This window comes from Microcoleus sp. B6-A1 (assembly GCF_036705085.1).
Taxonomy (GTDB): Bacteria; Cyanobacteriota; Cyanobacteriia; order Cyanobacteriales; family Microcoleaceae; genus Microcoleus.
In genome coordinates this window covers 86,973-94,457 of sequence record NZ_JAUBTU010000018.1, presented here as the reverse complement: position 1 = coordinate 94,457, position 7,485 = coordinate 86,973, and the positions used below count along the sequence as shown (strand labels likewise).

Sequence of the window (7,485 nt, the reverse complement as noted above, 5' to 3'; positions counted from 1 at the left end):
GCTATATATTGATTCCATGGCTTTATGCCTCCCAATTTAAAACTATTAAATTTGTCTAAATATCTGCGGAATGTGGGGTTAAAGTTAGTTGAGTTACAGTTACATAGTTACATAGTTACACTTCTCAGGATAAAATCACCTACTGATAAATAGCTAAAACTATTGGTATAGCATTTTAGGGTTTCCGACAATTAGGTGATTTAAGTCACAGTATATGCAGAGGACTACTGTTAAATTCATAGGTAATGCTGGGAGAACTTTTAAATAATTACTAAAACTCTTATAAGGTTCTATTGGCTTAAATAAAATTACCCAAAATAGGGGATTAAGTTTTATGAAGTGGGCAAAATCTATGTTTTTGGATGAAAAGTTTAAAGCCGATGATAATAGACTAAACTATGACTCTTATGAAGAGCTAGGTCTAATTTGTGGTCAATGTGGAGAACTTGTCTTTTTTAAGCAAGGTATAGAGAGAGTTTCTCACTTCTCTCATTACAAAGATACAGGCAAAAATAAGTGTAGATGGAGAACCAAGAGCCATGACAGTACACAAAACACTGATTCAGAGGCTAAAAAACAAAGGTTAGAAAAGTTTCAGAAAAAAATTCAAGACATTATTGACGAAGGGATAATTAAATATCAAAAAATTTCATGCTCTCAGCTTGACGATGCCAGACACTGTAAAATCTTACTCGATCGGATAGATCAAGGTAAAAGCTTAGTTAATCAATATAAAATTGATATTAATTTATGGTTGAGTCGGTTTTACAAGGAAAGGGAACATATTCAAAAATTTGCATTATCTTCGTATCATAATAAATCCTCTGAAATACAGCGCCTAGTTTTTTCCAATATAGTTCATTACTTGTGCCTTCCCGCTAGTGAGAATATTTTAGGAAACATCCTTTACTATGTGTTTTATTTATTAAATAAAGAGGTCGCTCTTAATAACGATTTCGAGGAAGTTCGCTCTAAAGTCATTGAAATAATAAGTTTTGCTAATTGGGAAAAAGAATATAAACTAGCAAAAGGATTGGTAGATACTAGCAAGTTTGAACAGAATGCACATAGTGATTTTGTGAATTCTCCCGTAGAGGTCAAGGGTTTCGTACATTCCAACATTAAACCCAAAACATCTATTATAAATGATGATGGTAGTATAGCCATAAGTAAGGAGGTAAAGTCTCGTATTCCAAAAGCACCAAAAACAAAGCTGACTAATCTATCAGATGTAAAGTTAATAGCCCAAAACTCTCTAGAATGGTCGGGCATGATAGCAAATGTCCCGTGTAAAGTAACATTGGTCAATTATAAAGACCATTGGCAACTGGAGGCACTACCTATTAAGGACATTCCTAGCTATCCTCTACTCTATTTTCTTGCTAATAAAGCGATAGAAGGTTACTGGCAAGAGAAAGAGGTTTTTAACCTAATAATAGAGCCGATAAATAATGAACTCTCTCGACTAGATGGATTAGCTGCAAAATCTCAAGATCCTAAGAAGATAGAAAAAATAGGTATCCGTGAAGCAAAGTTGCAAAAACTAAAAAGCTCGGTTTTGAGTCGGCAAAAACTAAATAATAATGTCTTAGCAGAATGCACGGAGCTAGTCAAAAAAGGGATAGAAAATGCAGATTATAGACCTTCTACTACGGATCTGTATTTTTCGAGATATGTTCTAGGGCAGGTATACTTTCTCTCTCAAGTAGACGATAGTATTACCTATCTTCTAGATGATTTCATGTCACATAAGAGAATACCTACAAAGGTAAGTAGTGCGGTCGAATGGCTTAATCTGGTTCCTTCCAATCTAAAAAATCAATTTCCAAAGCAAAAACCAACTTTAAAGGAGTTACAAGGATATCTTTATCCGAAATTTAACGCCAAATTTCCTGGAGTAGAGCTAAAAATACGGGAGGAAAATAAAAAATTTTTTCTAGATATCATCTATGAAGAAAAAATCCAAGTTACTCAGTTATTGACAGCTAAAATGCCTGCTACTGATGAAAAAAACCCAGGTAAAGTATCTACTAAGGTGGCTACTACCTTAAATTTCTCGCAAAGAAGTGTTTTTGAGAAGTTTTTAAGAGTAAGAGACGGGCGTTTTGTAGCAGAAGCGCAGAATCAATTACGTCATTTAGTCAATATTTTCTTATCTCGCAATTTCTCTACTTTAGTAGGGGAAAACAAGGTAGGTAAACAGAAAAAAGTTGCCGAGATTATCGGTTTAGAACGGTCTAAGCAGAGTTGGAGTGCAATAAAGAATAACTTTGTTAAATATTTAACACCCTTTAGCGCTGATTCCGCAGTAGATAAGGGAAAACTAATTTGGTTGAATACTGGAAAACCTTTATCTATTCAAGACCTTGAGAATTTAGTGATTAGTATCGGTGAGAATTGGTCGAATTGGTCAAAAAAGAATGAGGAGTATATACAAGTAGGAAGTAATCAGGTTCTCAATACTAATCCAGAACGTCTAGCTTATGTTTTCACAGGAAAAACCCTAACAGGAACACCCGAAGTAGATCGAGTTGCTTGGAAACACACCCTAGACTGGATGTGTGAAATAACTAAGCTACCAATTGGGTTTAGAGCGAGTAATGGTGTCATTTTAACTCCTGATGCTTTGTACGATTCCCATGTAGATAAGTGGATGTACAGAATAAAGATTCAACTAATTGACATTCTACTAGATTCTAAAGCGGGCAATATCGAAGCATGGTTGCAGAAATCTCCTGAGTATCTGTACGACACCATTAGAAAGTTGAACCCAAACTGGAAATCTACTACTTCCAAAGATATCTTGAAGCATTTAGAAGCTATGCACGATGCTCTAAATATTGGTCTCAAAGTAGAGAGTAGCCTGCAATAAACTTCTAGTTATAGTAAATGTGGTGATTTACTCTAGCTCTTTCTACTAAAAGCATTCAACCTTTGACTTAAGTCAGTAAAAAGAATGAATATTTAGTAGATGTAAACAAATAAAACAGGTATATATACACTACTAAGATAGGACATTATATGTAAAAAGTGATATAGGAAAGTATATATGAAATATGAGAATCTCTAGGAACAGAGTAGAGACGATAGCTAAATGGTTGAGGTTAGAGTAACCAGCTTTCCCTATGTGCTTTTATTACATAATTTATTTCAATGCAAACTCAAGTTTCTATAACTAAAACAAATCATATTATATACCTCTAGATTGAGCTATATGGAGCGATAAGGCACGTATGGGTATGAATTACATTTATTGTGTAGAGGAACCTTAAAACTCGATTTAAGAGGGATAGAGTGAGATGTGACAGCTTAGGGTCTAGGCAAGTAGAATTATTAGGCAGTAATTATCTTTCTATCTAAATAATTTTGATTTACTTATAAAGCCTAGCTTGAAGAGCTTAGTGGGTATGAAACAGGTATTGTAGTTCTAGACCCACTTCATACCTAGAAATGAGCAGAAGGCTAGAAGTCTTATCTAACCTTGGTTTGAGCTATAAAGCTGGTGACAGGATTTGAACCTGCGACAGGCTGATTACAAATCAGCTACTCTACCAACTGAGTTACACCAGCAGTGAAAATTAATATAGCAAACTTATAGTCATTAGCGCAACCCCCCCAGCCAACTTTTTTTTCAAATTCGCTCAAAACCCCTCCCCGTAAGGGCAAAACCGGAATTCTCGGCCCGCTGCCCACAGCCCACTGCCAATTAACTAATCGCAGCGCCAAATCTTAATCGTCTGATCCGCACTCCCGCTGGCGAGCAAATTGCCCGAAGGTGCGATCGCCACCGAGTACACCGTACCCGAATGTCCCTTAAGACTGGTCAACAACTCCCCCGTCTGCAAATTCCAAATATTAATCGTATTATCATCGCACCCGCTAGCCAAAGTCAAACCGTCCCGACTGATAGCAACCGACTCGCCCCGACTCACATAATTCTGCAAAATATGCACCGCCTCATTCGTTCCTAAATTCGTTACACCCTTTCCCCTCCCAGAATTAGTATTTAAAATCCGCAACAAACTCCCCGTATGCAAATTCCGCAGCTTAATCGTATAATCATTGCTGACGCTAGCAAGAATCTGACCATCGGGCGCGATCGCCACAGAATTCACCCCAACATTCAACCCGGAAAGAGTCCGCAGCAACTTGCCGCTTTCCACATCCCAAACCTTGCTCGTCGCATCCGAACTGCCACTCGCCAATTTTTTACCGTCTGGGCTAAAAACCACCGCATTCACATTGTCAGAATGACCCTTCAAAGTCCGCAGCAACTCACCACTCCGCAAATTCCAAAGCTTAATCGTATTATCAGCACCGCCGCAGCTAGCAATTACCTGGCGCTTCGGGTTAATCGCCACCGAATTCACCTCCATAGAATGTCCCGGAAAAGTACACAGCAAATCACCGTTGTGCAAATTCCAAAACTTAATTGTTTCATCCGAACTGCCGCTGACCAACATTTTTCCGTCATAGCTAATAGCAACCGAATTTACGCGATCGGAATGTCCCGTCAGAGTGCCAATTAATTCCGTGGTTTCTAAATCCCAAATCTTAATAGTTTTATCCCAACTACCGCTAGCCAAAATTTTGCCGTCAGGGCTAATCGCCAGAGAATTCACAAACGATGAATGTCCCGGCAGCGTATATACACACCGCCATTTCTGATGTTTTAATTTGTGAGCTAATTCCTTCACCCGCTTAGCTGCCGCCTCAGCTTCCTGTCTGCGTTTGAGTTCAGCCTCCTCCAAACGCTGGCGTTCCGCCCTAGCTTTCGCCTCTCGCAGCGCCAGCCGCCGCATCTCTCCCTTATAGACTATTCGCTGCTGATCCTGAATTTCTTTAAGAGTTTCAATATACGGTTTTGCCCAATCTTTAGAAAACCATTCGTGGGCAAATTCCGCCTCTAAATTAAATAGCTGAGGTTCGTGAGTAAAATCGATATTTAAATAATACAAATCAGCTAAAAAAGCGGCTAATAACTTGTGAATCGTCACAATTATTTGCCGAATAATCCGCAGGCTCACCTTTCTATCTTTTCCCTCTGCCTCCAACTGTTGATAAACCTCTTCCCAATTCCAAGGCTGCATCGCTACTAGAGAAACGCTCTGATTGATGACTCCCCAAAAACCAACATGAAAATTAACTTCATAATCGCTGATATCGCTGTACAGTATAGCTGTAGGGACGGGAGACAACACAGTCTGCAACCGCTCCACATCAATATCGGAAATGGATTTTTTGAAATAGTCTCCGTAAAACTGAACCGGGCACAAATCTCCGTGCGGGGGGTAGTGCTGGTTCAAAAAAGCTCTTAACTTAGCCGGCAGCTCGATATTCAGATTGTGGCGAAACGAATCAGGGCAATCTTGGCTAATTTTTGCGGGAGCAACTAACAGCAGCAATCGGTGCTGTTGCTGCTGCAAAATCTGTTCAGTTTCCTGCCTGCTCAAATTAGAAAACCAGTTGTCCCTGTCCCAAATAGTTTGAATTTCGTTCAGCTTAACTCGAATTGCTTCTGATTGAAACTCCCGCATTAAGTCGCGGCAAAGCCGACTAATTGCCCGCTTATCTCTTACTTCTTGTGCTTTAATTCGATTAGCCCGTTCTTCCTTTACCCTTTCTTCGGCGTCGGCGAGGGCGATTAATTCTTGTTCTCTGGCCTGCTGCCGCTGCAAATATCTCACTTGTGCTTTAATCCAGCGGGGGTCTTTTTTGATTTGCTGGTTCAAAGTTGAAGAACCAGAGGGCTCAATTTCTGCATAGCGTTCGTTGACAGCGCTTGCTCCCAATCTTTCTCCCAATTCAGAGGCTACAGGCTTCAACAGTTCAATTAGGGTGTCTGAGACTGGGCGGGGTAAGGACATACCAGTTAAAACTTTTTCTTACTTAAGGACGATCGCGCGAGTCAGACATATCCCCCTGGGGCGGGGACTCTTGGCAGGGCTATTACATTTGGGCGATCGGCCGATTGTATATGTAAGGAGAATCATGCAGGCGAATCGTGCAGCCGCGCCAGCTTAGCACCTTAACTTAATAATAATATTTATTTATACACTTTACATTTTACCCCGAATCTGACTCGAAAACACCGACGGAAAAGACTTCAGGATATGCGATCGACCCTGAGTTCCCCCAATTTGTTTTTTTTGTTGCCTTTTGACTCGCTCTTGTCTATAATCGTACTTCACAACCATAATTACGGTATTCCGACCTAATAACCGTACTTTATCTAGAGGAACAAATATAATGAGCCCATGGCAACGCCTAACTCAACACCTTCACTGGCCACAACAGCCATCAGCCAGCACAAATCAATCATTTACTGCCATGAAAAGATTTGTATCGCTATTTTTAGTGGGAATAACTTTAAGTCTCGCCGTTGCATCCTGCGGCCAGGGAACCACAAACAATCCCGCAGCCACTCCAGGCGGTGCTACCCCAGCAGCCAACAAAGGTAATGTAGAATTAACCCTAGTATCCTTCGCCGTCACCAAAGCCGCCCACGAAGCCATAATTCCCAAATTTGTAGAACAATGGCAAAAAGAAAAAGGCCAAACCGTCACCTTCAACCAAAGCTACGGCGGTTCCGGTTCCCAAACTCGGGCCGTAATTGATGGTTTAGAAGCAGACATCGTACACCTAGCCCTCGCCCTCGACACCGCAAAAATCGAAAAAGCCGGACTCATTGAGCCCGGGTGGGAAAAAGAAGTCCCCAACGAAGGCATAGTCAGCAAATCCGTAGGAGCAATAGTCACCCGCGAAGGCAATCCCAAAGGCATCAAAACCTGGGAAGATTTAAGTAAAGACGGAGTAAAAGTGATTACTGCCGATCCTAAAACATCAGGCGTTGCCCGCTGGAATTTCCTCGCACTCTGGGGCTCGGTTGTTAAAACCGGAGGAGACGAAACCAAAGCATTAGACTTGACTACTAAAGTCTACAAAAACGTCCCCATCCTGACTAAAGACGCCCGCGAAGCCACCGATGTATTTTTCAAACAAGGCCAAGGCGACGCCTTAATTAACTACGAAAACGAGATTCTTCTGGCAGGTGAGAAAGGCGAAAAACCGACTTATAGTATTCCCGAAGTCAATGTTTCGATCGACAATCCGATTGCCATCGTCGATAAAAACGTTGATAAACACGGTACTCGCGAAGTCGCAGAAGCATTTGTCAAGTTTCTGTATACCCCAGAAGCTCAGCGAGAATTTGCCAAAGTAGGCTTCCGCCCCGTAGATGCGACAGTAGCGGCGGAACCAGAATTTGTCCAAAAATATGCCCCCATCAAAACCCTATTTACAGCTCAAGACTTAGGAGGTTGGGGAGATATTCAGAAGAAATTCTTCGATGACGGAGCTGTTTTTGACAAAATTCAAGGTTCAATTAGACAGTAGTGGTCGGGGCGGGTTTACGAGATGATTGGTTTTAGACAATTATTATTGGTAAAACCAGCCCCGGAGCGCACTTATTCTTTCCCACTCACA

The 7,485-nt window shown here is 40.9% G+C and carries 4 protein-coding genes and 1 tRNA gene; 2 read left to right on the top strand and 3 right to left on the bottom strand.

The annotated features are described in order from the left end of the window. Positions 1–334: 334 nt before the first annotated feature. Complete coding sequence (locus QUB11_RS09120) at positions 335–2,872, top strand: hypothetical protein (protein ID WP_333205455.1); 2,538 nt, start codon at positions 335–337, stop codon at positions 2,870–2,872. 625 nt (positions 2,873–3,497) lie between these two features. Here the strand turns inward: QUB11_RS09120 and QUB11_RS09115 are convergent. The 3 genes from QUB11_RS09115 to QUB11_RS09105 form a co-directional block, all read right to left on the bottom strand. Beyond that, positions 3,498–3,570, bottom strand: a tRNA-Thr gene (locus QUB11_RS09115). Continuing rightward, positions 3,544–3,726: a hypothetical protein gene (locus QUB11_RS09110; RefSeq protein ID WP_333205454.1), complete on the bottom strand. Its 183-nt coding sequence runs from the start codon at positions 3,724–3,726 to the stop codon at positions 3,544–3,546. The genes QUB11_RS09115 and QUB11_RS09110 overlap by 27 nt, the downstream gene beginning before the upstream one ends. After that, positions 3,711–5,867 carry a WD40 domain-containing protein gene (locus QUB11_RS09105; RefSeq protein ID WP_333205453.1) on the bottom strand — a complete coding sequence of 719 codons (2,157 nt, stop codon included), beginning with the start codon at positions 5,865–5,867 and terminating at the stop codon, positions 3,711–3,713. Before QUB11_RS09105 ends, QUB11_RS09110 begins: the two co-directional genes overlap by 16 nt. A gap of 382 nt (positions 5,868–6,249) precedes the next feature. Between QUB11_RS09105 and QUB11_RS09100 the strand changes: the two genes are divergently transcribed. Beyond that, complete coding sequence (locus tag QUB11_RS09100; protein ID WP_333205452.1) at positions 6,250–7,395, top strand: sulfate ABC transporter substrate-binding protein; 1,146 nt, start codon at positions 6,250–6,252, stop codon at positions 7,393–7,395. Positions 7,396–7,485 lie beyond the last annotated feature (90 nt).

Excerpts from the sequence above, each read along its gene's own strand:
- QUB11_RS09120 (WP_333205455.1), top strand. The coding sequence starts at position 335 with ATGAAGTGGGCAAAATCTATGTTTTTGGATGAAAAGTTTAAAGCCGAT.
- QUB11_RS09105 (WP_333205453.1), bottom strand. The coding sequence starts at position 5,867 with ATGTCCTTACCCCGCCCAGTCTCAGACACCCTAATTGAACTGTTGAAG.
- QUB11_RS09100 (WP_333205452.1), top strand. The coding sequence starts at position 6,250 with ATGAGCCCATGGCAACGCCTAACTCAACACCTTCACTGGCCACAACAG.